The following is a 24,907-nucleotide window of genomic DNA, read 5'->3' as shown; positions in this document are numbered from 1 at the left end:
GCTGCGAACGGCGCACGCGGCGCTCACCAGCCGTCGGGAATCGGCAGCGAATAGGCCAGCGGCTTCTCCGGCATGACCTCTTCCATGATGTCGGAGTAGCCGGACTCCTGTCCGACCAGGTTCGGCTCGAAGCAGTAGCAGTTGAAGGTCTTCTGCAGCACGAGGTTGTTGCGGTCGTTGATCGCGGGTGGCCGTTCGTTGATCGCAATGAACGCGTCGTACAGCGAGTCCCTGACGACGTAGGCGTGCGCGGTCAGCGTCTCCACGGCCTTCACGACGTTCGGCGCGACGGGAATCGGCGGCGTGAAGTGGTAGGCGCCCAGGAACAGCATGTGCCAGTCCTGCGGCACCTGCGCGATGAACTCGGGGAAGCGCTCCGCGAACTCGGGGGCGAAGAACGCGTCGTCCTCGAAGATCAGGACTTCGCTCGCGCCGGCCGCCTTCGCCTGTGTCACGGCGGCGAGATGGCTCATCGTGCAGCCGTAATCCTGTGGCCGCATGTGGCTCAGCGAGGCCGGCACGCTGATCTGTCTGGCATCGACGGCGGACAGCCGTTCGACGGTGCGGATGTCCTGTTCCGCGAATTTGCGCTGCATCGCTTCCCAGCGGTCGGGGCGCCGGTCGAGGTTGATGCAGACCTTGCGGGCAAAGGTGTTGTCGATCGTCGCGGTCGATTTCATGAGGGCGTTTTTTCCAGGAACGGGTTGAGATGGGCAGCGACGGCGCCGGCATGCGGATCGAGCAGCATGGTCAGGTGGTCGCCGGGGACGTCCATCACGGCTACCGGCAGCGTCGAGAAGCGCGACCATCCCCAGGTCGGGTCCAGACGGAGCTGCGCGATCTCCGGCGACGGGGCGTGGTCGCCGGGGTCGTGCTCGACGCTGCGCAACAGCGCGATCGGCACCGGCAGCGGCTCGGCCTGCGGCGCGTAGCGCGACTTGAAGTTGGCCTGATAGACGCGCAGATAGGCGCGCAGCCGGTCGGAGTCGGCGTCCGCGAACCAGCTGCCGCGAGCGCCGATCCGCGCGAGAATCAGGCCCGCCTGGCCGTCGGGATCGAGCGCGACGAGGTCGTCGCGCGTCACCTGAAGATCGGCGCCGAGGAAGGTGCCGATTTCGTGCGCGATCGCGACGAGCCAGTCGGTGTCGTCCCAGTCGTGCCAGTAGGCGGCGGCCGTGCTGTCGACCGGCGCGGACGCGTCGAAGATCGCCAGCAGTTTCACGACGGCGCCCTTGGCGACGAGCTGCCGGCTCATCTCGAGCGCCACGTGCGCGCCGAACGAATGGCCGGCGAGGTAGTAGGGCCCGGCGCCCACCAGTGGCCAGATGCGTTCGACATGGCGGGCCGCGATGTCTTCCACGTGAGTGAGCGGCTCACACGAGCCGTCGAGGCCGAGCGCTTCGAGCCCGTACACGGCGTGGGCCGCGCTCAGATGGTGCGCGAGCGGGTGGAAGTAGACCACGTTGCCGCCCGCGCCCGGCAGCAGGAACAGCGGCGCCGCGGGGCCGCCGTCGCGGATCGGCACGAGCACGTCCGTGCGCGCCGACGTCGCCTGGGTCGCGAGCGCCGCCGCCAGTTTCTCGATCGTCGGATTCTCGAACAGACAGGAAATCGGCAGCCGGCGCGCGAACGCCTTCTCGACGTTCGCCATCAGCTGGATCGCGATGATCGAATGGCCGCCGAGATCGAAATAGTTGTCCGTGACCGCGATGTCGTCGCGCTTGAAGATCCGCTGCCAGATCTCCAGCAACGTGCGCTCGTCGGCCGACGGCGCAACGACGGCCCGCGCCGTCGCGGCCGCGTCGGCGGCAGGCTCGACGGCCGGCGCGGCGTGCCCCGGCGCGCCGTGCGGCGTGCCCGGCCGGCCGGCGGCGCTCGCCGCATCGACGAGCTGGCCGGTCAGTTGCAGCGGGTCGTCGGCGAATCGCTCCAGCAACGCGCGCAGCGTGTCGAGCATCTGCCGCACGACCTCGGGCGCGACGCGGCGTGCATCGTGCGAGAGCTCGAAGCCGATGCGCTCGTTCGGATGCACGGTCAGCGTCAGCGGGTAGTTCGATTCGGCGAACGCGCGGACGTCGAGAATCTCGATTTCGTCCGGCCCGAGATCGGGGGCCGCGGCGACCGGGAAGTTCTCGAACACCAGCAGGCTGTCGAACAGGCTGTCGCCGGCGGGCAGCTCGCTCCACGACTGGATATCGACCAGCGAGCTGTACGAATGCGGCTCCATCGCGGCCTGTGCGGCGTGCAGCGCCGCCAGCCAGTCGACGAACGGGCGCTCCGGCGCGATGCGCACGCGCAGCGGCAGCGTGTTGATGAACAGCCCGACGATCGACTCGACGCCCTCGAGCGCCGGCGGGCGGCCCGACACGGTGACGCCGAACACGACGTCGTCGGTCGCCGCGCGGCGCCACAGCACCAGCGCCCAGGCCGCGCGGATCAGCACGTTCAGCGTGACGCGATGGGCCCGCAGCAGCGCTTGCAGCCGCGCCGTCAGCGCGTCGTCGAGCACGAACTGCTGTTTGCGCAGCGTGTCGCGCCGCGCGGCGTCGCCGGCCGCCGGCTGCGCGGCGCCGCCCGCGATCGGCGTCGCGGCCCGGAAGCCCGTGAGCTCGGCGCGCCACCAGCGCTCGTCGGCCGCGCGCGGATGCCGCGCGAGCCAGTCGAGGTACGCGCGGTAGCCCGGCACCGGCGCGACGGCGACCGGCGCGCCGCTGCGGGCGAGCGACAGGTAGTCGTCGAACACCTCCTTCATCAGGATCGCGGTGCTCCAGCCGTCGAGGATGATGTGGTGCGCGCTCCAGCAGAAGCGATGGCGCGTGTCGGTTTCCTGGATCAGCGTGCAGCGGAACAATGGCGCATGGCGCAGATCGAAGCCGCGCTGCCGGTCGTCGGCGAGGAACGCGTCGAAGTCCTGCGCGCGGCGCGTCGCGTCGCGGTGTCGCCAGTCGACGAAGCTCCACGGCAGGTCGACCGTATGCAGCACGGTCTGGACCGGGCGTTCGCGGTCGGCCCAGGCGAACGCGGTGCGCAGCACCGGATGGCGCGCCATCGCGTTGGCCCACGCCTGCCGCAGCGCCGGCACCTGCAGCGGCCCGCTGACGACGAAGCTGAACTGCTGGAAATAGGCGGCCGGGTCGAGGTCGTACAGCGAATGGAACAGGATGCCCTGCTGCAGCGACGACAGCGGATAGCTGTCGTCGACGCCGTCCCACGCGGTGTCGCGCACCGACGCCGCGAAGTCGAGCAGCCGGTCCTTGAAGTGCGCGGCCAGGTTCTCGACCGTCTGCCGACGGTGAAGCCGCTCGCCGTAATGCCAGTCGACCTGCAGCTTGCCGTCGGCAACGGCGGCGACGATCTCGAACGCGTGCGTGCGCTGCGAGCGCTCGGCGCGCAGCGCACCGAGATCATCGCCTGCCGGCCGCCAGTCGTCGGACTGCTGCAATACCGTATCGAGCTGGCCGTGATAGTTGAACAGGATGTCGGCCTTCGGCAGCGCGGCGAGGCTCGCGCGCACGGCGGCGTCGGGGCTCAGGTAGCGCAGCAGCGCATAGCCGAGGCCGTCGGCCGGGATGCGCCGCAGTTGCTGCCGCGCGGCACGCAGCGCGTCGCCCGGCGCCTGCATCGCGTCGACTTCGAGCACGACCGGATGGATCGACGTGAACCAGCCCACCGTGCGGCTGAGGTCCAGCGCCGCATCGGCCACGTGGCGGCCGTGGCTCTCGAGGTCGATCCGGGTGCGGACGTTGCCGGTCGCCATGCTGCACGCTTGCGCGAGCGCGACCAGCAGCACGTCGTTGATGCGCGTGTCGTACGCGCGCGGCAGCCGGCGCAGCAACGCCGTGGTGGCGGCTTCGTCCAGCTCGAACGACACGGACGCCGCATCGCCGACCGCGTTGTTGGTGCCCGCGGCCGGATAGTCGACCGGCATCGGCTCGACGGGCTGCGCGAGCAGCGCCTGCCACGTCGGGGCTTCGTCGGCAACGGCTTGCGAGCCGGCCAGTTGCTGCAGATGCAGCGCCCATTCGCGGAACGACGTCGTCTTCTCGGGCAACGGCCGGCCGTGGTACGCGGCATGCAGATCCTCGACGAGCACGCGCCACGACACGCCGTCCACCGCGAGGTGATGGATCGCCACGAACAGGCGGGAGAGCGGCTCGCCGGCCGCACGGAACAGCCGCGCCGCGAGCAGCGGGCCGTGCACGATGTCGATGCCGCGCTGCGCGTCGGCGGCCGCCGCGCGCATCGCCGTGAGGCGCTCGGCGGCGTCGCCTGCGACGGTCTGCACCGCGAAGACGGCGGGCATCGCGCCGCTGCCGATCACTTCCTGAGTCCAGCCGTCCGCGCCGCGCGCGAAGCGCGTGCGCAACGCGTCGTGATGTTCGCAGACCTGCCGGAACGTGTCCGCGAGCCGCGCGGCGTCGAGGTCGGCCGGCACCTCGATCAGGACCGTCTGGTTGTAGTGCGACGGCGCGTCGAGGTCTTGTTCGAAGAACCAGTGTTGTACAGGCGTCAGCGGCGCATCGCCGAGCGGGCTGGCTACCGGCGCGGGCGCGGCGTGCGCGTCGGGCGCGGCGGCCAGTTGCGCGATCGTCTGGTACTGGAACAGCTGCTGCGCCGTCACGCGCAGCCCGGCCCGGTTCGCGCGCGCGATCACCTGGATGCTGAGAATCGAATCGCCGCCGAGCTCGAAGAAATTGTCGTGAATACCGACGGAAGGCAGTTGCAGCACCTGCTGCCAGATCGACGCGAGCAGCATTTCCCGCGGCGTGACGGCCGGCGCGTATGGCCGCGCCGCATCGTCGGCCGCCGCCGGAGCCGGCAGCGCCTTGCGGTTGATCTTGCCGTTCGGCAGCAGCGGCAACGACGCCAGCGCGACGAATTGCGACGGCACCATGTAATCCGCGAGCTTGCCGCGCAGATGGTCGCGCAGGCCGGCGATGTCACGGGAAGCGGTCGCGACGTATGCGATCAGGAAGGTTCGCGCGTCCTCGGTTTTCGCGATCACGACGCAGTCGTCGACCGCCGGATGGGTGCGCAGCACGGCCTCGATTTCGCCGGGCTCGATGCGCAGGCCGCGCAGCTTGATCTGATGATCGATGCGGCCGAGGAACTCGATGTTGCCGTCGGGGCGGTAGCGCGCGAGGTCGCCGGTGCGGTAGAGGCGCGCGTGCGGGTCGTCGGAGAACGGATCGGCGATGAACTTCTCGGCGCTCAGATCCGGCTCGTTGTAATAGCCACGGCCCACCGGCGTACCGCCGATCAGCAACTCGCCGGGCACGCCGATCGGCGTGGGCTGCATCTGTGCATCCACGATGTAGATGCGCGTATTCGCAATCGGCCGGCCGATCGGCACGATGGGCTGCGGGTCGTCGCGCCGGCATTCCCACGTGGTCACGTCGACGGCGGCCTCGGTGGGGCCGTATAGGTTGTACAGCTTGACATCCAGGCGCTCGAAGCAACGCTGTTGCAGGTCGTGGGGCAACGCTTCGCCGCTGCACACGACGCGGCGCAGCGACGCGCAGTGCGCGTCGAGTTGCGGATGATCGAGGAACGCACGCAACATCGACGGCACGAAATGCAGCGTGGTGATCCGCTCGCGCTCGATCAGTTCGACCAGATAGTCGGTCTCGCGCTGCCCGCCTGGGCGCGCGAACACGAGGCGCGCGCCGGTGACGAGCGGCCAGAAGAACTCCCACACCGACACGTCGAAGCTGAACGGGGTTTTCTGCAGCACGGCATCGTCGGCGTCGAGCGCATACGCGTGCTGCATCCACAGGATGCGGTTGACGATCGCCCGATGGGTGTTGAGCGCACCCTTCGGCCGGCCGGTCGAACCCGACGTGTAGATCATGTAGGCGAGGTTGTCGTTGCTCAGGTCCAGCGCCGGGTTGGACGTGAGCGCGGCGTCGAACTCGGACGTATCGCGATCGACGACGATCGTGCGTGCGCCGGTATCTGGCAGCGCGGCGAGCAGATGCTGTTGCGTGAGCAGCCAGCGCAGCTGCGCGTGATCGATCATGAAGCGTACGCGCTCGGCGGGATAGTCGGGGTCGACCGGCACGTATGCGCCACCGGCTTTCAGGACCGCGAGCAGCGCGACGATCATGTCGAGCGAACGCTCCATCGCGACGCCCACGAGCGTATCGGGTGCGACGCCGAGCGCGATGAGCCGGTGCGCGAGACGGTTGGCGCGCTGGTTGAGTTCGGCGTAGGTGAGGGCCGCACCGTCGTAGACGGCAGCGACGGCATCGGGCGTGCGCTCGACCTGTTGCTCGAACAGCCGATGCAGCGGTTGCCCGGCCGCGTCACCGAAGTCGACGTCGGTGCGGTTCCATTCGACGGTCACCAAAGCGCGCTCGGCGTCGCTCGTCAGCGGCAACTCGCCGAGCGGCCGGTCGGGCGCGGCGATCACCGCATCGAGCAGCGTGCGGAAGTGCGCGGCCATCCGCTCGATCGTGCTGCCATGGAACAGGTCCAGGTTGTATTCGATCGCGCCCGCGAGGCCGTCGTCGGCATCCTCGACGTGCAGCGTGAGATCGAACTTCGACGTGTGGCTCTCCACCTGCACCGGCGTGGTCACGAGGCCGGGAAAGTTCAGCGCGTCGGGCTGCGCCTTCTCGTACGCGAACACGACCTGGAACACCGGCGTGCGGCTCAGGTCGCGTTCGAGCGCGAGCGCGTCCACCACCTGCTCGAACGGAATCTCCTGACGGCTGTAGGCGTCGAGCGCGACGCGCTTCACGCGCGCGAGCAGTTCGCCGAAGCTCGGGCTGCCCGACAGGTCCACGCGCAGCGCGAGCATGTTCGCGAAGAAGCCGATCAGCGGCTCGGTCATGCTGGAGCGCCGATTGGCGATCGGCGAGCCGATCACGAGGTCCTGCTGGTTGCTGTAGCGCGACAGCAGCAGCGCATACGCGGCGAGCACGACCATGTAGGTGCTGGTGCCGGACGCGCGCGCGAGCGCGCGCAGGCCGCCGGCGCGATCGCGGTCGAGCTGGAACGGCAGCACCGCGCCGCGAAACTGCTGGATCGCCGGCCGCGGGCGGTCGGTCGGCAATGCGATCAGGTCCGGCGCGTCGGCGAGCGCGGCGCTCAGCAGCGCAAGCTCGCGATGCGTGTCGGCGGATGCGAGACGCTCGTGCTGCCACACCGCGTAATCGGCGTACTGGACGGCCAGTTCCGGCAGCGACCGCCCGGCGTAGAGCGCGGCCAGTTCGCCGAGCAGAATGCCCGACGACCACGCGTCGGAGACGATGTGATGCATCACGATGCCGAAGACGTGCAGCCGCGCATGCACGCGATACAGCGCGACGCGATGGAGCGGCCCGGCGGCGAGATCGAACGGCCGGTCGGCTTGCTGCGCGAGCCGTTCGAGCGCATCGGCTTCGGTCGCGACGTCGACGACGTCGAGCGCGACCGCTGCGGCCGGCGCGATGCGCTGGACCCCGAGACCGTCGACGGCCGGAAAGGTCGTGCGCAGGATCTCGTGACGCCGGCAGATCTCCGACACGGCGGCGCGCAGCCGCTCGACGTCCAGCTCGCCCTCGAAGCGCAGTGCGCTCGAAACGTTGTAGGTCGACGACGGTCCTTCGAGTTGCGCGAGGAACCACAGGCGCTGCTGCGGAAAGGACAGCGGCAGGTCGCCGGCGCGCGGGCGCGGCACGATGCTGCCGGCCGTCGAACCGGCGCGCGGCGACGACGCCTCGATCAGGTCGGACACGGCGCCGATGGTCTGGAGCTCGAAGATCGCGTCGATGCCGATCTCCACCGCGAAGCTGCTCCATATGCGCGACACCAGCTGCATGGCCTGCAGCGAATCGCCGCCGTAGTCGAAGAAGCGGCCGGCGAGATCGACGGCCGGGTTGTCGAGCACATCGCGCCAGATCCGCAACAGCTCGAGCTGGATCGGCGTGGCGTCGGCGTCGACGGCGGCATCGTCGGGCGCGGCGGTGGGCGTCAGCGCGAGCAGCGCCGGGCGATCCAGCTTGCCGTTCGCGTTGAGCGGAAATTCGGCGATCGGGACGAGGTCGGACGGCACCATGTAGTCGGGCAGCTTCGCGGCCAGGAAGGCCCGCAGGTCCGCCATGCTCAGGTTCGCGGAACCCTTGACGTAGGCGGCCAGCTTGCGGGCGCCGTGCGCGGACTCGCGCACGATGACCGCCGCGCCGACGACCTCCTCGTGCGCGGCGATCGCGGCCTCGACCTCGCCCAGCTCGATGCGGTGGCCGCGGATCTTGACCTGGTCGTCGACGCGTCCGTAGCACTGGATCCGTCCGTCGGGCAGCCATCGGCCGATGTCGCCGGTCCGGTAGATGCGCGGTTCGTCGGGATACGGCTGCTCGACGAACTTCGCGGCGGTGACGTCGGGACGCTGGTGATAGCCGCGCGCGAGGCCGGCGCCGGCGATGCAGATTTCCCCCGGCACGCCGAGCGGAACCGGGCGCAGCGCATCGTCGACGATGTACACGCGCGTGTTCGCGATCGGCCGGCCGATCAGCACCGTGGACGGCACGTCGTCGACGCGCTCGACGATGCAGCCGACCGTCGCTTCGGTCGGACCGTACTCGTTGTAGATCTCGATCGCAGGGTCGATCTTGCGCAGCGTCGCGATGTGCTGCGGCGCGAGCTCCTCGCCGCCGACGATCACCTTGCGCACGCCCGAGCGCCCGAGGTTCATGTATTCCAGCAGGTGAATGTGGGTCGGCGTGAGCTTGAGCGTGTCGACGCCGCTGCCGGGCTGGAACATGCGGGCCAGGATGGTGTCGATGCTCTCCGACTGCGGATAGATGCGCAGCGTCTTGCCGCGCACCAGCGGGCAGAAGATGTTGGTCAGCGTGAAATCGAAGCACAGCGAGCTGTACAGCCCGAAGCTGCCGGTCGTGCTTTCCGGGAAGTAGTAGTCGGCGGCCCAGCCGATGTAGTGGGCCAGATTGCGGTGTTCGAGCAGGCAGCCTTTCGGTTTGCCGGTCGAGCCGGACGTGTAGATCACGTAGGCGAGCTGCGCCGGCTCCGCGCGGCACGGCGGATTGTCCGGCAGCGGCGTCCAGCCGGGCAGCTCCTGATCCAGCAGCAGCGTCGCGCCGGAGAACTCATACCACTGCGCGAGCTGGTCCGAGTGGGTCAGCAGCAGCGCGAGGCCCGTGTCGGCGAGGATGTGATCGATCCGTTCGGCCGGATACGCCGGGTCCAGCGGCACGAACGCCGCACCGGCCTTCAGGATGCCGAGGATCGCGACGATCATCCATTCGGAGCGGTCGAACATGACGCCGACCAGCGCTTCCGGCCCGACGCCATGATCTTCGCGCAAGCGATGCGCGAGGCTGTTGGCGCGCGCGTTCAGATCCGCGTAGCTCATCAGCGAGGTGTCCGTGACGAGGGCCGGCGCCGCGGGCGTGCGGGCGACCTGCGCCTCGAACATCTCGACGACCGTCGGGTGGCGCGGCCCGGCCGTCGCGGTTTCGTTGAAGGATGCCAGCAGCCGGCGCTCCGCCGGCGTGCTCGCGACGATGTCGCCGACCGCCGCGTCGAGGCGTTCGAATGCCTCCAGCACGGCGCCGAGGCTGTTCGCGAAACCGTCGATGACGAACGGCTCGATCGCGTCGCTATGGTGCAGCTCGATTTCGCCGCGCGCGAGCCGCAGCTCAAGCTGCAGGTCGTCGTCGCGCAGGGTCGGCGCTTGGTGGACGCGATCGTCCGCGAGCGCGACGCGCGTGAGCTGCGCGACGTCCATGTCCTTTTCGTTGCGCACCAGCGTGTCGAGCGGGAAATGGGGCGCGGCGTAGCTGTCTTCGACGATCGCGGCCACGCGCGCCAGATAGTCGTCGACGCGCTCGTCGGGACGGACCTCGACGATCAGCGGAATGGCGGCGGCGCGCGCCGACGGCTGCGCGGCGAGGCCCGGCGTGCCGAGCACCGTCACGGGAATCCTGAAGTACTTCCACAGCAGAAACGCGATGCCCGCCGCCGCGACCGCGAACTCGCCGAGCTCGCCGTCGCCGATGCGCCGCAGCACGTCGACCGACGCGCGCGTGAGCGGCACCGTGCGCGACAGCCGGCGCGCGGGCTGGCGGCCCGGTCCGTGCGGTGCGATCCGATAGACGCCGGCAACCTGCGACAGGCTTTCGCGCCAGAAACGCGCGGTATGCGCATAGCGATGGTCGGTGACCAGCACGTTATTGTCTTGCACAGGACACTCCTTGAGACGTTTTGTTTAGCTGGAACGACCCCCGGCCGCGCGCATGACGCGCGCCGCGGTCGCCACGGACGGCGCGCATCAGGTCTTCTCCTCGATCGCGGCGTCGGCCGTGACCGCGGGCGCGGCCGTGCGCTTCAGGCGCAGGCCGACCCGCACGCGCTCGCCGCCCGCGGGCGCCTCCGCGGAGAGCGCGATGCGATCGATCGGCATGGCCGGATCGCGACGGAACGCGTCGTGGATCGCGAGCAGCCGGTCGCGCATCGCGGCGATGGTCGCGGCGCGGAACAGGTGCGTGTTGTAGATGAACTGGATCAGGTGCGTGCCCGCGCTTTCGACGACCTGGAACGACAGATCGAACTTCGCGGTCGTGTCGGGCGGCGAAACGTCGGTGATGCGCAGGCCGGACTGCGGCGCCGGCATCGACACGTGGTTCGCCTGAATGTCGAAGACCGGCGAATGGTTGGCCGGCGTGCGGATTTTCAGATCGTCGAGCAGCGCGTCGAACGGATAGGACGCGTGCTCGAGCGCCTGCGTCGACGCCTGCGCGACGGCGTCGATCACGTCGGCGACGGTCGCGGTGTTGCGTACCGGAACGCGCAGCACGACGGTGTTCAGGTACGGGCCGATCTGCGGCTCGAGCTGCTCGCGGTCCCGCCCCGCGGACACGCTGCCGATGACGATGTCCTCGCGCCCCGTGTAGCGGTGCATCAACACGCAGAACGACGCGAGCAGCACCGCGTAGAGCGACGTGTGGTGCGCGCGGGCGAGGGCCGCGAGGCCGTCCGCCTGGGGCTGCGACAGCGCGACTTCGAGCGTCTGCCCCGCATGGCCGAGCCGTTCGGGCCGCGGAAAATCCGCCGCCAGTTGCAGGCGCGGCAGCGGCGGCGCCAGTTGCTGGAGCCAGTACGCGCGATGCGCGGCCGCGCGCGGGCCGGCGACGCTCGCGTTGTGCCACGCGGCGTAGTCGCGGTACTGGATCGACAGCGGCGGCAGCGCGCGCCCGTCGTAGAGCGCCTGCAGATCGTCGGTCAGCACGCGGATCGACCACGCATCGGAGATCACGTGGTGCATGTTCAGCAGGAGCAGGTGCCGGGTCGGCGACAGCCTCACCAGCTTGACGCGCAGCAGCGGCCCCGTGGCGAGATCGAACGGCTGCTCGCTTTCCGCGCGAATCAGCGCATCGATCGCGTCCGGCCCGGCGTCGGCCGCGAGCGTCGCGTGCTCGACGCGGAACCCGGACGCGTCGCGGCTCAGGATGCGTTGGCGCAGCTCGCCTTCGCTCATCGCGAACACCGTGCGCAGGCTCTCGTGGCGATCGACCAGCCGGTCGAACGCGGCGACGAGGCGCGCGGTGTCGACGGCGCCGTCCAGCTGCAGCGCGCCTGCCATGTTGTAGGTCGACGGGTCCGCGCTGCGGCTCGCGAGCCAGATGCGCTTCTGCGCGCGGGATACCGGATAGGACGCTCGTGCGGCGAGTGCCGGGATGAGTGCGTCGTCGGCGGCGTCGCCCGCGGCCGACGAGGCGAGCTTGCGCGCGAGGGCGCGCGGCGACGGCGCATGGAAGATGTCGGCCACCGCGACGTTCAGTTTCAGTTCGCGGCGGATCCGGCTGACCATCTGGATCGCCTTCAGGCTTTGGCCGCCATGCTCGAAGAAGTCGTCGTCGACGCCGGTCGGCCGGTGGCCGAGCACGTCGGCGAAGATCCGCAGCAGCGCCGCTTCCACCGGCGTCTGCGCGTCGGCGGGCGCGCCGGCCGGCGGCGCAGCGGCTTCCGGCAGCGGTAGCGCCGCGCGGTTGATCTTGCCGTTCGGCATCACCGGCAGGGCCGGCAGCAGCACCACCGCGTCGGGCACCATGTGCGCGGGCAATTGCTCGCGCAGCGCGTCGCGCACGCGCTGGGGCGTCCAGCCGGCGTCCGATGCACCCGCTGCGCCGGCCGCATACGCTGCGTACGCGCACAGCGTCTTGCCCGCGTCCTGCGTGTCGCGCGCGACGACGACCGCGTTCGAGATGCCGGCGAGGCCGGTCAGCGCGGCTTCGATTTCGCCGAGCTCGATCCGGTAGCCGCGGATCTTGACCTGGAAGTCGCGGCGGCCGAAGAAGTGGAGGTTGCCGTCGGCCCCGAAGCAGCCGATATCGCCGGTGCGATACAGGCGTGCGCCGGGTTCCGGGCTGAACGGATCGTCGCGGAACACCGCCTGCGTGCGCGCTTCGTCGAACAGATAGCCGCGCCCGACGCCCACGCCGCCGATGCAGATTTCGCCCTTGACGCCGACCGGGCACGGATTCATGTCGGCGTCCACGACGTAGAGGCGCAGGTTCTCGATCGGCCGGCCGATCGGGATGGCCCGCAGCGCCGGCGCGTGCGTCATGGCGTAGTGCGCGACGGAGTCCGACGCTTCGGTCGGGCCATACGCGTTGATGAGCCGCACGGCCGGATTCAGCCGGAACCACGCCTGCGCGGTGGCCGGCTGCAAGGTTTCGCCGATCGTCAGCAGCGTGTCGAGGTCAGGGAAGGCCGGCTCGGCGTGCTGTTCCAGCTCTTCGACGAAGGTCGCGAGATACGACGGGACGAACTGCATCGCCGTGATGCGGTCGCGACGGAGGCAGTCGATCAGGCGCGCGGGCTCGAGAACGACGTCGTCGGGATAGATCACCGTCGTGCCGCCCGACGCCAGCGCCGCGAAGCATTGCCACACCGAAATGTCGGAGCAGTGCGACGCGGTCTGCGCCACCGCGCCGTGCGCGCCGAGCCCGACTCGGCGCGCCATCGCGAGCACGTGATTGAGCATGCCGCGATGCTCGACCATCGCGCCCTTCGGCTGCCCGGTCGAACCCGACGTGAAGATCACGTAGGCGAGGTCCGCCGGGCCGGCGCGCGGCGTGCGCGGCGGCGCGTCGCCGTCGCCGTCGCGGTGCGCGGCATGCGCGGGGTCGACGAGCGGCACCGACGCGAGCGCGGCCGGCGGCCGACGGTCGGCGCCGACGATGATCGAAGGGCGCGCCAGCGTCAGGATCGTCTCGACGCGCTGGGCCGGATAGGCCGGATCGACCGGCACGTATGCCGCGCCGCATTTCCAGATGGCGAGGATCGTCTCGAGCATCAGCGGCGAGCGCGGCATCCACACGGCGATCCGGTCGTCCGCGCGCAGCGGCGCGGCCTGCATCAGACGGGCGGCGATCCGGTCCGCGCGTTCGACCAACTCGCCGTAGGTGCGCACCTCCGTGCCGCAGCGCACCGCAATCCGGTCCGGGTGGGCGGCTGCGACGGCCTCGATCAGTTCCGGCAGCGTGTGGTCGACCGGAACGGGCGCGCCGGTATCGTTCCAGCCGTGCAGGAGCGCGTCGCGCTCGGCGGCGGCGAGGAGCGGGATGCTGCGGTTCGGGCGATCCTGCGCGCCGGCCAGGCCGACGAGCAGCGTTTCGACATGGCGCAGCAGCCGCACGATCGTGTCGCGATCGAACCGCCCGTCGTCGTACAGCGCCTGCAGCGACAGGCGCTTGCCCGGCGTCACGACCAGCGTGAGCGGGTAGTTGTTCGGATCGGACACGTCGAATGCGCCGATCCGCAGGCCCGGCAGCGCATCGGCCAGCGCCTCCTCGACCGGATAGTTCTGGAAGATCAGCAGGCTTTCGAACAGCGGCACGCCGGGCGGCAGGCCGGCGAATTTCTGGATGTCGGCGAGCGGATGGTGCGCATATTCGTCCTGCTGCGCGAGATCCGCCTGCAGCTGGGCGAGCCATGCGGAGGTCGGACGCGCGTCGATCCGCACCCGCACCGGCAGCGTGTTGATGAACAGCCCGACCATCTCGTCCGACGCCGGCAGCGACGCCGGGCGACCGGACACGATCGTGCCGAACACGACGTCCGCTTCGCCGCTGTAGCGGCTCAGCAACTGCGCCCACGCGCCCTGCGCGAGGGTGTTGAGGGTGATCCGGCTGGCTCGCGCGAACGCGACCAGCCGCTGCGTGTCGTGCTCCGACAGCAGCAACGGCTCTTCGACATAGGCGCCCGGCGCGGCCGTGCCGTCGAGTTCCGGCTGGCCCAGTACGAGCGGCGTGGTCGCCGGGAAATCGGCCAGTTTCGCCTGCCAGAAGCGTTCGGCGGCAGCGGTGTCCTGACTTGCGAGCCAGCGCACGTAATCGCCGAAGGCCGGTGGCGGCGCGACGTCGGCCGCTGCCTGATACGCGGCGGCCACTTCGCTCAGCAGCCGCGCGGAGCTCCACCCGTCGAGCAGGATGTGGTGATGGCTCCAGTGGAACCGCCATGCCTGATCGGCGAGGCGGAACAGCGCGACGCGGAACAGCGGCGCCTGCGTGAAGTCGAAGCCGCGCGCCCGGTCCTGCGCCACGTAGGCGTCCCAGCGCCGTTGCGCGTCCGCGGCGGATGCCGCGCGCAGATCCTCGTCGTGCCACGGCAAGTCGATCCGGCGATGCACGACCTGCACGGGACTTTCGGTTTCTTCCCAGTGAAACGAGGTTCGCAGGACGTCGTGTCGCTGCGCCACCGTCTCCCATGCGCGGCGGAAGCGTGCGACGTCGAGCGCGCCGTCGATCCGGAAATTCAGGCTGCTGAAGTACGCATCCGACTCGGGTTCGTACAGGCCGTGGAACAGCATGCCCTGCTGGGTCGGCGTCAGCGCGTAGACGTCGGCGATCTCGTCGGCGGCGAGCGCTGCCGGCGCCGACGCCGACAACGCGGGCGACGCGGCATGTGCGGCGACCAGCGCCTCGAGCGCCGCGACGTACGCATGCGCGACGCGCCGAATCGTGTCGGCGTCGTGGCATGCGCGGCTGAATTCCCATGCAACGTGCAGGCGATTGCCCGCGACGTACGCGTTCACGTCGAGCAGGTGCTCGCGCAGCTGGTCCGGATGGCGGCCGTCGCCGCTCGGCTCCGCGGCCGGCTGCCAGTCGCGTGCGGCGGCGAACAGCTGGTCGGTCTGGCCCAGGTAGTTGAACAGCAGCGCCGGCTGCGGCAGCGGGCCGTCGAGGCGGTCCTGCAGCAGGCCGTAGCCGATGCCGCCATTCGGCACCGCACGCAGTCGCGCCTTGACCGACGCCACCAGTCGCGCCGGATCGCGCACACCGGCATCGGCGCTCAGCACGACCGGGAAGATCGACGTGAACCAGCCCACCGTGCGCGAGATGTCGAGCGCGTCGATCAGCTCCTCGCGCCCGTGCGCTTCGAGATCGACCAGTACGTCGGCGCAGCCGCTCCAGTCGCCGACCGCGCGCGCGAGCGCCGCCAGCAGCAGGTCGTTGATCTGCGCGTCGTAGGCGCGCGGCGCGGCGCCGAGCAACGCCGCGGTGGCGGCCTCGCCGAGTTCGACGACGATCGTCTCGGCGGACGACACGGTATTGGCGGCGGCCGGCGCGGCGCGATCGACCGGCAGCCCCGGCTGCCTGCCGCGCGCGATGGCCTGCCAATGGGCGAGATCGGCGTCGGCGGCGCCGGAGCCGGCCCACGCCGATATCGCCTGCGTCCATGCGGTCCAGGTCGCGCTGCCGCCGGCGAATTCCAGCGCCTTGCCGTTGCGCAGCCGCGTATAGGCGTCGTACACGGTTTCGAGCAGCGCGCCCCACGACACGCCGTCGACCACCAGATGATGGGCGATCAGCAGCAGGCGCAGCGAGCGGCCGCCATCGAGGCGCAGCAGGTCCGCACGCACGACGGGGCCGTGCGCGAGATTCAGGCTCGCATGCGACTGCGCGACGTGCTGCGCGAGCTCGTCGCGCACAACGTCGAACACGCCGACCGGCACCTCCTGATCGTCGACGACTTCCTGAAGCCAGCCGGCTTCGCCTGCGCGAAAGCGCAGCCGCAGCGCGTCGTGCCATCGCACCGCGTGCCGCAGCGCCTGACGCAGCAGCTGCGGGTCGAGGTCCGCCGGCACGTCGAGCAGCACGGCCTGGTTGTACTGATCCGCATCGGTCTTGCGCTGCGCGAAGAAGCGCTGCTGGATCGGCGTCAGCGGCAGCGGGCCGGACGACGCGACGAACTGCGCGGCGGCCGCTGTGCCGAGCGTGGCCACGGCGGCGAGCTCGGCGACGGTCGGATGCTGGAACACCAGCCGCGTCGTGATCTTCAGGCCGGCCCGGGCCGCCAGCGACACGATGCGCATGCTGAGGATCGAATCGCCGCCGAGCGCGAAGAAGTTGTCGTGGATGCCGGGCGAGGCGATGCCGAGCGCTTCGGCCCAGATGCCGCACAGCAGCGTCTCGGTGCGCGTGCGGGGCGGCGTCGGCGCGTCGGCGACGGCGGACCGCCGCGACCGGTCCGGCGCGGGCAGCGCCTTGCGGTCGATCTTGCCGTTGCCGCTGAGCGGCAGCGCGTCGAGCACCACGTAGACGCCGGGAACCATGTAGGCCGGCAGCGTGGCGGACAGCGCCGCGGCGATCTCGGCGTCGCCGAGCGACGCGCCGTCGCGGAACGCGACATACGCGCACAGCGCGGCGCGACCGTTCTCGTCGCGATAGTCGAGCGCGGCCGCCTGGCGGATCTCCGGAATCGCGGCCAGCGCGTTGTCGATCTCCCCGAGCTCGATCCGGTAGCCGCGGATCTTCAGCTGGTGGTCGCTGCGGCCGTGCAGCACCAGCGTGCCGTCGGGCAGATAGCTGCCGATGTCGCGCGTGCGGTACAGGCGCACGCCGCGCTGCGGACGGAACGGGTCCTCGACGAACACCTCGCGCGTGGCGGCTTCGTCGTTCAGATAGCCGCGCCCGACCGCGACGCCCGATACGCACACTTCGCCGGGGATCCCGATCGGGCACAGGTTCATCTGGGCATCGACGACGTACAGGCGCACGTTGCGCAGCGGCTTGCCGACCGGCACGTACGGCGTGGCCGGCGCACCGGTCATGCGGTGCTGCGCGACGTCGTCCGACGCTTCGGCCGGGCCGTACGCGTTCGACAGCGCGATGTCCGGGAACAGGTCGAACCACCGTTTCACCAGCGCGGGGCTCACCATCTCGCCCGTGACGAGCAGTTCCTGCAGATGCCGCATCGACGCCGGCCGTTCCGACGCGCGGTCGAGCACGGCCGACAGATACGACGGCACCAGTTCCAGGATGCTGACGCGGGCGGCTTCCAGATAGTCGACGAAACGCGCGGGATCGCGGATGCAGTCGTCGTCGACGATCAGGGTCCTGCCGCCGACGAGCGGCGCCGTGAAGAACTGCCAGACCGAAATGTCGAAGCAATGCGGCGCCGTCTGGGCAATCACCGACGACGCCGTGATCGACAGCGCGTCGATCTCGGCGAGCATGTGGTTCAGCATGCCGGCGTGTTCGACCATCGCGCCTTTCGGCTTGCCGGTCGAGCCGGACGTGTAGATCACGTAGGCGAGGCCGTCGGGCGACACCGGGCGGCCGAGGTTGCTGTCGTCGGCATCGACGTCGCCGCCGTCCGCGTCGAGCGACACGACCGGCGCGATTGCGGTCAGCTCAGGCGGAAGGAGGCCGTCGCAGGTGATCACCAGCGCCGCGCCGGAGTCTTCGAGGATGGTGCGGATGCGGGCCGCCGGATAGTCGGGGTCGATCGGCACGTACGCGGCGCCGCATTTCCAGACGGCGAGGATCGCCTCCATCAGCCGCGCCGACCGCTGCATGCAGATCGCGACCAGCGTGTCGGGCCCGAGCTCGGCGGCGGCCAGCAGGATGCGCGCGGTGCGGTTCGCGCGGGCGTTCAGTTCGGCGGCGCTCAGCACGCCGTCGCGGTACTCGACCGTCGGCCGCTCGGGATGCTCGGCGGCCGCCTGCTCCAGACGGTGCACCACGGTGCGCGCGGCGTCGAACGGCACGGCGGTGTCGTTGAACACGTCCTGCAACCGATGCCGTTCGGCGTCGGGCAGGATCGGCACGCGGCCGAGCAGCCGGCCCGGATCGGCCGCGAACGCGTCGAGCGTCGCGGCCACGTGGCCGAGCATGCGCTGCATCGCGTCTTCGTCGAAACGACGCGGGTCGAACGACAGCTCCATCTTCCAGTCGTCGCGCGCCGTCACCACGAACTCGAGCGGAATGTCGGCGCGGTTGTAGAGCTGCACCTCGTCGACGGCCAGCCCGTGCGCGCCGTGCGTGAGCGACGCGTCGAGCGGGTAGTTCATGAACGTGACGTTGCTCTCGAACAGCGGCGTCGCCGCCGGCACGTCGCTGCAGCGCTGGATGTCGGGCAGCGGCGTGTGCTCGAACGGCGCGCGGGCGGCCACGCGCGCCTGGATCATCTTCAGCCACGGCACCAGCGGCTGCCGCGGATCGACGCGCACGCGCACCGGCACCGTGTTGATGAACAGGCCGAGCATGGTCTCGATGCCCGGCAGATTGACGCCGCGCCCGGACACGACCGCGCCGAACACCACGTCGGTCTCGCCGCTGTAACGCGACAGCACGAGCGCCCAGGCCGCCTGCGCGAGCGTGTTCAGCGTGATGTGATGGCGCGCCGCGAACTGCCGCAAGCGCGCGCTGAGATCGGCCGACAGGTCGGCCTGCACCTGTGCGAGACCCTGGCCGAAGCGCTCGCTCGCGCCGGCGCGCGCCGCGTTCGGCAGCGGGGTAGGCGAGCGGAACCCTTCCAGATAGCGCTTCCAGTATTGCTGCGCGGCCTGCGGGTCGCCCTGCTGAAGCAACTGGATATAGTCGCGATACGGGCGCACCGGCGCGAGCGCGGGCGCCGCGCCGCGCAGCAGCGCACCGTAGACGTGGAAGATCTCCTCGATGACGAGCGACAGGCACCAGCCGTCGGCGAGGATGTGATGGTGGCTCCAGCTGAACAGATGGGCATCGTCGGCGATGCGCACCAGGCGGCAGCGCACGAGCGGCGCGCGATCGAGCGCGAAGCCCTCGGCCAGATCCGCCTCGAGATGCGCGCTCCAGCGCGCGCGCTGTTCGCGCTCCGGCACCTCGCGCCAGTCGTCCTGCACCCACGGCAGCGTGGCGTGCGCATGCACGACCTGCATCGGCTTGTCGACTTCCTCCCAATGGAACGACGTGCGTAGCACCGGATGCCGATCGACGAGCTGCTGCCATGCGGCATGAAACGACGCAGGATCGAGGCTGCCGGCGATCCGGCAACTGAGCTGGTTGAAGCTGCTTCGCGAGCCGGGCGCGTGCACGGCATGAAACAGCATCGCCGCCTGCATCGGGGAGAGCTCGTAGATATCGGCGATGGTCGGGGATGTCACGATTTGATCCTTGAGACGAGGGCGTCCAGCGCGTCCTGGCTGATGCGCGCAGCCGGAAAGTCCGACGGGCTGAGCCCGTGCTGTCCGTCGCGGGCGGCCGCGACGATCGACAGCAGGCGGCTGCGGTAGCACTGCGTGAGCCGCTCGACGACGTCCGGCGCGCAGCTCGCGCCGTTGTAGTGCCAGGTGAGGCGCAGGCGCCCGTCGAATACCATCCCGTCGATTTCGAACAGATGGCCGCGCCGTGCGCGCGGGCTGTGTTCGGGGCTCTGGAAATCGAGCACCGGCTTCCAGCCGGTGTCGTCGCCCAGCACGCGATCGACCTGACCGAGATAGTTGAAGCGCACCGGCGCCGGCGGCTGCCGCTCCAGCGCGGCCGCGACGCGCGGGTCGCGGCCGAGGTAGCGCGCGATGCCGTAGGGCAGCCCGCGCAGCGGCACGGCGCGCAGCTGCTCCTTGACGGCGCGCAGCGCCTCGACGGCCCCGGTCGCGTCGCCGGCGTCGAGGTACACCGGATAGTGCGCGGTGAACCAGCCGATCGTGCGCGACGTGTCGACGCCGTCGAACAGCGCCTCGCGGCCGTGGCCTTCGAGATCGACGACCAGCGACGCGGTGCCGGCCCAGTCGCCGAACGCGAGCAGCAGGGCCGTCAGCAGGACTTCGTTCACCTGCGTGTTGAACGCGCGCGGCACGTCCTGCAACAGCGCGAGCGTGTGCTGCGGGTCGAGCTCGACGACGGCCGTGCCGGCGTCGGCGACGGTGCCGACCGGCATGTCGTCGAAGCACGCCAGCGCGTCGACGTTCCGCTGCAGCCAGTAGTCGAGCCCGTCGAGCCCCTGTGCGCCGAGCGCGGCGACGCGGGTCGACCAGTCGAGCCACGACGTCGTCTTCGGCGGCAGCGCCACCGCTTCGCCGGCGTCGAGCTGTCGGCACGCCGTGTACAGATCCTCGAACAGCACGCGCCACGACACGCCGTCGATGACCAGATGGTGAGCGACGACGAGCAGGCGTTGCGGCGCGTCCGGTTCGAACTGGAACAGATGCGCGCGCAGCAGCGGCGGCGACGACAGCGCGAAGCCCTGCTGCATGTGCGTGGCCGTGTCGAGCATTGCGGCGTGGCGGGCGGCGGCCGGCGCGCCGACCAGCGACGTGACGCCGAGCGGAATCGCGAGCGGCGCCGCCGCGTGCGTTTGCCGCCACGCGCCGGCGACGCACTCGAAGCCGAGCCGAAGCGCGTCGTGATGCGTTGCGACGGCCGTCAGCGCGCGTTGCAGTACGTCGGGCCGCAACGTCGCCGGCACTTCGATCATCGTCGACTGGTTGTAGTGGTGCGGGTCGGCCACGTCCTGCGCGAAGAACCAGTGCTGGATCGGCGTCAGCGGCGCCGGCCCGACCACCGGCTCCTGCGCGGCGCGCAGCGGCGGCGCATCGACGACGACCTGCGCGAGGCCCGCAATGGTCGGATGCGCGAAGAACTGGTTGGCGGTGAATTTGAGGCCGACCTGCTGCGCGAGCGACATCACCTGGATGAGCAGGATCGAGTCGCCGCCCAGCTCGAAGAAATTGTCGTGCACGCCGATCGGCGCGCGGCCGAGTACATCCGACCAGATCCTGCCCAGCCGCGCTTCGACGTCGTTGGTCGGCGCGGCGTACGCGGCGTCGGCCGGCCCCGGCGAGGCGTCCAGCGCGTCGAGCGCGGCAAGTGCGTTGCGATCGGGCTTGCCGTTCGGCGTCACGGGCAGGCGTTCCAGCGCCACGATCGACGCGGGCACCATGAAGGCGGGCAGATGTGCCCTCAAGTGCTCGCGCAGGCTCGCGGCGCTCGCCGTCGCCGGGGCGACGCAGGCCATCAGCTGCTTGTGCTGCGCGGCGTCCTCGCGCACGAACACGATCGCGTCCGCGACGTCGGGATGCTGCCGCAGCGCCGCTTCGATCTCGCCGATCTCGATGCGGTAGCCGCGGATTTTCACCTGCGTGTCGCGGCGGCCGGTGATTTCCAGGTTGCCGTCCGGCAGCCACACGCCGAGGTCGCCGGTGCGATACAGGCGCTCGCCGGGTTCGAACGGATGCGCGACGAACGCGGCGGCCGTCAGGTCGTCGCGGCCGAGATAGCCGCGCGCCAGCGCGACGCCCGACACGCAGACCTCGCCCGTGCAGCCGTCGGGCGCGAGCGCGCCGTGCTCGTCGAGCAGGTACAGGTGCGTATTGCCGATCGGGCGGCCGACCGGCAGACGGCTGCCGTACGCGATCGCGGGATCGACCACGTAGTCGGCGATACAGACGGTCGCCTCGGTGGGGCCGTACGAGTTGTGGCAGATGCGGGTACGCGCCAGCTCGCGCAGCTCGGCCGCGCGCGCGGCGTCGCCCGCGCTGATCACGCGTTTCACCGTGTCGAGCGCGCGCCAGTCGAGCGCGGCGAGATAGGCCGGCGTCGCGTTGATGGTGGTGACGCGCTGCTGCGCGACGTATTCGACGAAACGCGGCACGTCGCGGATCACGCTCGGTTTCGCCAGCACCAGACGCGCGCCCGCGAGCAGCGTGACGAAGATCTCCATGATCGAGCCGTCGAACCCGGGCGAGTAGAACTGGACGAAGCGGTCGTCAGCGTCGAAGCCGAACGCGTCCACGTGGTACCGCGCCATGTTCAGCAGCCCGGCGTGTTCGAGCACGACGCCCTTCGGTACGCCCGTCGAGCCGGACGTGTAGATGACGTACGCCGCATCGTCGGGCCGCACGTCGGCCTGCGCCGGTTCCGGTGCGGGCTCGAGCGTGTCGAGCTGGAAGTCGAGCGCGAACATCGGAATCGCCCAGAAGTCGGCGAGCAGGGACAGGTGTTCCGATTGCGTCAGCAGCGCTTTGACCTTCGCGTCGTCGATCATGAAGCGCAGCCGCTCCGGCGGAAACTCCGGGTCCAGCGGCAGATAGACCGCGCCGGCCTTCAGCGCGCCGAGCAGACCGACGATCCAGCGGACCGAACGGTCGGCCACGACACCCACCACGTCGCCGCGTTCGATCGCGTATTCGGCGCGCAGGAACTGCGCGAGCCGGGACGCCTGGTCGTCGAGTTCGGCATAGGTCAGCGACGCCTCGGCGCTCGCGACGGCGATGCTGTCCGGCGCGGCGGCGACCCGCTGCGCGAACTGTTCGAGGAAGGTGCCCCGGACCGCGACGGGCGCCGCATGCGCACGCAGGCGCGCGCGCTCGGCGTCGTCGAGCAGCGATACGGTGTCGAGCGGCGCGTCCAGCGCGCCGAAGCCGGCCACGACGTTGCCCAGATGGCGTGCGAGGTGCCGCAGATAGTGCAGCGTGAACACCGTTGGCCGGCCCGTCAGCACGATCTCGTAGCCCGCGCGGCGTCTGATCTCGATCGACAGGTCGTAGTCCGCCGCCGCCCACGCTTCGTGAAGCCCGTCGAAGCGCACGCCGACGTTGGTCGTGCGCCGTTCGCCGTGCAGCTGGTGCGCGAGCGCGGCCACCGGAAAATCCTGATACGAATAGCTGCGCTGCACCGTGTCGCGCAGCTGGTTCAGATACGCGCGAACCGTCGGGCCGGGCTCGATCGCGTCGAACAGCGGCACCGGATTGGTCAGATCGCGTGCGGCCGCGGCGACGAGGCCCGGCGTCTCGACGAAGGCCGCGGACGTGTCGCCGTAACGGGCCAGCACGCGGAACAGCGCAGCCAGCAGCACGACGAACGCGCCGAGCTCGTTGCCGGCGGCGAGCTTGTCGAGCGTGAGCGACGCGTCGCCGTCGAGCGCGTACGTCAGTTCCGGCGCGGGGCCGAGCGGCAGCGCATAGGCTTGCCACGCCTGCTGCAGCCGGAAGTCCTCGGCGCTGCGGCCGAGCGCGTCGCGCCAGAACGCCGCGTGTTCCCGGTATTGCCCGCTGGTCGACAGCGCATTGAGATTCAGTTCTGACAAAGCACGATCTCCCTCGTCCCGTACAGGATTTCCGACGCGATGCCCTTGGCCTTGCAGTGCGCGACGAATTGCGTGGACTGGACGTGGCTGGGCGAGTTTTCGTCGAAGGTGTTGTCGAGCAGATGGTTCAGCCACGGCTCCTGACCCATCGCATAGACGTACGCCGCGTTGAACGCGAAGTCGTCCACCAGTGCGGCGGCCTCGCCGAACTGGCAGCCGCGCGCGCGGCGCGACTGGTCGATGTCGCGCGGCAGCGCGTGCGGAAACAGCGGGCCGTAGACCCACGACGGCGGCGCGCCTTCGGTCTCCATCCCGACGAACAGCGTGTCGGGCTTGCCGACCAGCCGGAACACGTGCTCGTAGAGGCACGGATCGAGGTTGCACGAATCGGCGATGCACAGCGCCGAGCGCGAGCCGAAGCGGATCATGAAGCTCTGCTTGCTCTGGATCGCGAGGTCGTTGTGTTCGCCGAGGAACGGAATGGCCGTGATGGCGCCGCCGGGCAGCGGGATCTCCTGCGCGTCGCGGACTTCGAGCACGTCGGCGAAGCCGAGCTTGCGCAACGCCAGTTGCAGCGACGGATCCTGCGGAAAGCCGTCGAGGTTCCTGCCGACCACCACGGTCTTGATCTTGTGGCGAAGCTGCAGCAGCGTTTCGAGCACGATGTGGTCGTGATGGCTGTGCGTGATGAGCACGTAGTCGATCTGGTCCGGCAGGTCCGCGAACGTATAGCGCGGCAGCGCGGTGTCGTAGCCGTAGCTGATCGCCGGGTCGATCAGGATGCTCACGCCGCGGCTCTGGATCAGCAGGCACGCATGGCCGTAGTAGCGGATCCGGATGTCGTCGCCGTCGAACGAGCGGTCCGGCTTCGGCGCCGGCGCCTCCTCGACGAAGAACGAGCGGAACAGCGGCTCGTCGCGTTCCTCCACGCGCATCAGGTCGACGATCTTCGCGTAGCTGGCGGGCGTCTCGCGCATGCGGAACAGCGCGTCGAGCGCGGGCTCGTCGAACGCCATGTCGCGGAACAGCGTGCGCTCGTCGCCGAGCCGTGGCGTGCTGAGGATGAACGGCCGCGGCGTGTGTTCCTCGATCGCCGACAGCGCGATGCTCTGCGCATCGCGCGCGTAGAACGGGCTCGCGTACAGCAGGCTTTCGAAGATCCGGAACGACGGGTTGTGATTCAAGTCGTAATAGATCTCGACGTAACCCTTCAACACGTCGGGAAGCGCGCGATAGAGCGGGTCCGAGGCCATTCCCTTCGCCTGGTCCAGCAGCAGCGCGGAGAACGCCTTGTAGGTCTTCGCCAGCTCCAGCTGGCGGGTCGCGCGGCGCTCGGTCTGCTCGATCAGCGCGCGGATCTCGTCGACGCGCTTGCCGTCCAGATCGAGGAACGGGCCGCCGCGCATCGCGGGGTCCCTGCAGGCGGCCGCGTGCATCAGCGGCGATGCGGCGTACGACTTCAGCAGCGGCAGGAACCGCTCGGCCACGTTGAGCGCGGCGGTCAACGGCGGCAGCGTGTGGAACCACGCGTACCAGCTGTTGATCAACGGTTCGAACTGGATGTTCTGTCGCAGGTAGACCTGCGTGTTGGACGAAATGGTCAACGAAGGCT

At 70.1% G+C, this 24,907-nt stretch carries 5 protein-coding genes; all 5 read right to left on the bottom strand.

Annotation, left to right across the window (positions count from 1 at the left end; all coding sequences use genetic code 11):
- Positions 1 to 23: 23 nt before the first annotated feature.
- The 5 genes from MYA_RS26770 to MYA_RS26750 all read right to left on the bottom strand — a co-directional run bounded on the left by MYA_RS26770 (position 24) and on the right by MYA_RS26750 (position 24,899).
- Complete coding sequence (locus MYA_RS26770; RefSeq protein WP_014725951.1) at positions 24 to 680, bottom strand: glycosyltransferase family 25 protein; 657 nt, start codon at positions 678 to 680, stop codon at positions 24 to 26.
- Positions 677 to 10,186, bottom strand: a complete 9,510-nt coding sequence (locus tag MYA_RS26765) for a non-ribosomal peptide synthetase (protein WP_014725950.1) — start codon at positions 10,184 to 10,186, stop codon at positions 677 to 679. The genes MYA_RS26770 and MYA_RS26765 overlap by 4 nt, the downstream gene beginning before the upstream one ends.
- A gap of 87 nt (positions 10,187 to 10,273) precedes the next feature.
- The gene (locus tag MYA_RS26760; protein WP_083854927.1) at positions 10,274 to 19,375 is read right to left on the bottom strand and encodes a non-ribosomal peptide synthetase; all 9,102 of its coding nucleotides are present in this window, start codon (positions 19,373 to 19,375) and stop codon (positions 10,274 to 10,276) included.
- Complete coding sequence (locus MYA_RS26755) at positions 19,372 to 23,295, bottom strand: non-ribosomal peptide synthetase (RefSeq protein ID WP_014725948.1); 3,924 nt, start codon at positions 23,293 to 23,295, stop codon at positions 19,372 to 19,374. The genes MYA_RS26760 and MYA_RS26755 overlap by 4 nt, the downstream gene beginning before the upstream one ends.
- The gene (locus MYA_RS26750; protein ID WP_014725947.1) at positions 23,283 to 24,899 is read right to left on the bottom strand and encodes an MBL fold metallo-hydrolase; all 1,617 of its coding nucleotides are present in this window, start codon (positions 24,897 to 24,899) and stop codon (positions 23,283 to 23,285) included. The genes MYA_RS26755 and MYA_RS26750 overlap by 13 nt, the downstream gene beginning before the upstream one ends.
- Positions 24,900 to 24,907: the final 8 nt, after the last annotated feature.

It is taken from the genome of Burkholderia sp. KJ006 (assembly GCF_000262695.1).
Taxonomy (GTDB): domain Bacteria; phylum Pseudomonadota; class Gammaproteobacteria; order Burkholderiales; family Burkholderiaceae; genus Burkholderia; species Burkholderia vietnamiensis.
The sequence above is the reverse complement of the archived record's forward strand: the minus strand, read 5'-3'. Positions and strand labels throughout refer to the sequence as shown.